Source organism: Rhodovulum visakhapatnamense, from assembly GCF_004365965.1.
GTDB classification, from domain to species: Bacteria; Pseudomonadota; Alphaproteobacteria; order Rhodobacterales; family Rhodobacteraceae; genus Rhodovulum; species Rhodovulum visakhapatnamense.
Genome location: NZ_SOEB01000070.1, coordinates 1 through 3,352 on the forward strand (window position 1 = coordinate 1; position 3,352 = coordinate 3,352).

The 3,352-nt window shown below is 63.7% G+C and carries 2 protein-coding genes and 2 pseudogenes; all 4 read left to right on the plus strand.

All coding sequences use genetic code 11. From position 1 onward, the window contains the following. Window positions 1-470: 470 nt before the first annotated feature. Window positions 471-695: pseudogene (locus tag EV657_RS21275) on the plus strand (transposase); the annotation flags it as partial. 237 nt (window positions 696-932) lie between these two features. Next, window positions 933-2,348 carry a mannose-1-phosphate guanylyltransferase/mannose-6-phosphate isomerase gene (locus EV657_RS21280; RefSeq protein ID WP_134079857.1) on the plus strand — a complete coding sequence of 472 codons (1,416 nt, stop codon included), beginning with the start codon at window positions 933-935 and terminating at the stop codon, window positions 2,346-2,348. A gap of 161 nt (window positions 2,349-2,509) precedes the next feature. Beyond that, window positions 2,510-2,641 (plus strand): annotated as a pseudogene (locus tag EV657_RS21285) (transposase); the annotation flags it as partial. A gap of 335 nt (window positions 2,642-2,976) precedes the next feature. Then, window positions 2,977-3,321 (plus strand): transposase, encoded by a 345-nt coding sequence (locus EV657_RS21290; RefSeq protein ID WP_134079858.1) that lies wholly within the window; start codon window positions 2,977-2,979, stop codon window positions 3,319-3,321. Window positions 3,322-3,352: the final 31 nt, after the last annotated feature.

A 3,352-nucleotide genomic window follows, 5' to 3' on the forward strand; every position in this document is an offset into this window, starting at 1 on the left:
GCGTGGTCGTGGCGCTGCCGTGACGAACTTGTCCCATAGGGCTTCCTTCCATTCCTTCGAAAGGATCACACCATCAAACCGTGGGATCAAACACCGAGGGTCAGGACTTCGGTAACGTGGCCGCCTCAGTCAAGCTGTTTTCCGCACGCGCCGGCGCCCGCGGAAACGGTTTTTTCCTCTTGTTCTCGATAGCCGTTCTTTCTCGGTAGCTGTTCTTTCCGGCCCGTTCATCTGAGATCACCCCGGGCACATGCTTCGGTCCGTGGTCGGTGCGATCGCCGCCAACATGATGCTGGTTCCATGCAATTCCGATGTGCGCATCTCATTGGCGTGCTCGACGGCGTCGGCATCAGTCCGGACCACGGCATCACCGGAACCGCGTCCGGTGGGGACCTCGGGGGCCTGCAATCAGGCCGACGACAGTTTGGAGCGCGGGGCTTCAGGCCGCATCGGGCACCTGAGTGTCGGTTCGGAAGTCGGTCTCATCGACACACATCCGGTGCAGGATCCCCTCCCGCATCGGTCGCAAGGTTCCGATCCCGCACGACGCGGACCTTTACCGCCTGCGCCACAGGATCGAGACCATGTTCGCTCGCCTTAAGGACTGGCGGCGCATCGCCACCCGCTGCGACCGCTGCCCGATCCTATTCCTCTCGGCCCGCGCTCTGGCCGCGACAGTCATCTATTGGTTGTGAGTCCTGACTCTAAACCACCACCTGGGACGCTGCCGGTTGAGTTCCGCCACGGCCGACGCCTGATCCGCCATCACCAGTTTTCGGCGATATCTCTCCGGGAAATTACATCACCTTGACCGACATGACCGGAAGGGGCGGCCGACGCAGTACCGGCGCGTCGGACTTGCGCCCGGGGACCCGGCCATTACAGATGTTCCTGCGCATAACTGAAACTGCATGATGCTCAAAGAGGGTCCCATGCCCGATCTTCATCCGGTCATTCTGTGCGGCGGTTCCGGCACCCGGCTCTGGCCCGCCTCCAGGAAAGCCTATCCCAAGCAGTTCGCACCGCTTCTGGGCCAGGACAGTCTTTATCAGACGACCCTGCGCCGCTTCTCGGCCGAGGGCTTCACGGCTCCGCTGGTGATGACCGGGGATGAATTCCGCTTCATGGCAACCGATCAGGCCGCGGCGATCGGGCTGGCGGATGCGCGGGTGGTGGTCGAGCCCTGCCCGCGCGATTCCGCCCCGGCGATCCTCGCCGCCGCGCTGCTGCTGGAGGGCACGCCGGACGATCTGATGCTGGTGGCGCCCTCCGATCACGTCATCACCGACGCCCCTGCGTTCCTGGACGCGGTGAGGGCGGGAACCGCCGCCGCGCTTGAAGGGGCGCTCGTCACGTTCGGGGTGACCCCGGACCGGCCGGAAACGGGCTACGGCTATCTGGAACTTGCCGCCCCGCCCGGCAAGGACCCCGTCCCCGTGGTGCAGTTCCGCGAGAAACCGGACCAGGCCACCGCCGAGGCCTTCCTGGCCGCAGGCACCTATCTGTGGAATGGCGGGATCTTCCTCGGCCGGGTTCGCGACGTCATCGCCGCCTTCGAGACCCATGCCCCGCAGATGGTCCCGCCGTGCCGCGCGGCCATTGCCGGGGGAGCCGAGGATCTGGGCTTCTTCCGTCTCGCGGAAACACCTTTTGCCGGAATAGAGCCGATTTCCTTCGACTACGCGGTGATGGAAAAGGCCGCGAAGGTGGCCGCGGTACCGATCGATTGCGGCTGGTCCGATCTCGGCGCCTGGGATGCCTTGTGGAAGATCGCGGGGCATGACGAGAACGGCGTGGCGCTGGTCGGCGATGCCGTCGCGGTGGCGTGTGAAGACAGCTATCTGCGGTCCGAGGAAGAGGGCGTCGTGCTGGTCGGGCTGGGCCTGAAGGATGTGGTCGCCGTGGCGATGCGCGATGCGGTTCTGGTCGCCGACAAGTCCCGTGCCCAGGATGTCAAGAAGGTGGTCGAGACGCTGCGCCGCGCCAAGGCCGTGCAGGCCGACCACTATCCGCGCTATCACCGCCCCTGGGGCTGGTACGAGACGCTGTGTCTTGGGGCGCGATTCCAGGTGAAGCGGATCATGGTCAAGCCGGACGGCGTGCTCAGCCTGCAATCGCACCATCATCGCTCAGAGCACTGGATCGTCGTAGCGGGAACCGCCGAGGTGACCATCGGCGAAGAAAAGAAGCTCGTGACCGAGAACCAGTCGGTCTACATCCCGCTGGGCACCGTCCACCGGATGGCCAATCCTGGCAAGCTGCCGATGTATCTGATCGAGGTGCAGACCGGGGCCTATCTGGGCGAGGACGACATCGTCCGCTACGAGGACATCTACAACCGGAGTTGACCCGGCCCGCCCGAAGAGACGAGGCTCAGGGCAACTAGATCATGGCCAGAAGGCCGCGGTGGTTCGAGCCCAGATCGGCCCCGAACGGTTCGGTAATCCTCCCCGTGGTTAGGGGGATGCGAACGTAGAATTTTCTCGGCAGGATGGACGAGGAGATTCCGATGAAGAAGAGCCGTTTCACCGAAGCCCAGATCATGGGCGTGCTGCGCCAGGCGGAGGGCGGGATGCCCGTGCCCGAGCTGTGCCGTGAGCACGGGGTCAGCAGCGCGACGTTCTACAACTGGCGGGCCAAAGTTCGGGTCTCAGGTCACGTGGACTGGGCCATGAAGGCGAAGAGCTACTCGCAGCGGCGAGCCTGTGCGCTGGCCGGGCTCACCCCGTGGGAGTATCATCAAAGGTCGAAAGAGGACCAAACCCTGAACAGAGCTAACCTATAAACGCGGACTCCGAGGGGAGCAGGTCACGTTGCGTGAAACCGCGAGGGTAAGGGGAGACCTCCTCTTGTCACGCAAGAGCGCAACAACACCCCAGCAGACGAAAGATCGTAGTTTCCGTCACTGTCCGATTTGTATGCCTTCGGTGAGGGCCGTCTGCTCTGATTGAACAAATGGTCGTAAGGCATTGCCTTATGGCATGTGCTTCAGTTGTTTCACCAATCGAGATTTTCGCCGCCGATGAGGTTGGCCGTCGCCGGCACTGGTCAGACGAGGACAAGGTCCGGATCGTCGAAGAGAGCCTGCGCGGCTACCGGCAGGGCTCGGCAACGGCTCGTCGGTATGGGATTTCGCGGTCGCTGCTTTCGATCTGGCGGCGCGAGTATCGCGGCGGGACGCTGGGTGCGCCGGAGGCTGGTGGCTTCATGCCGTTGGTGATGGAAGGGCCTCCGCCCGCGTCAGCGGAGCGGCCCTCTGAACTGGCCCCCATTTCGACCGGACACTTGGGCATGACCATGGAGGCTTGGGCATATGCCTGAGCACGTGCTTATGTCTGAGATAGAGATCATC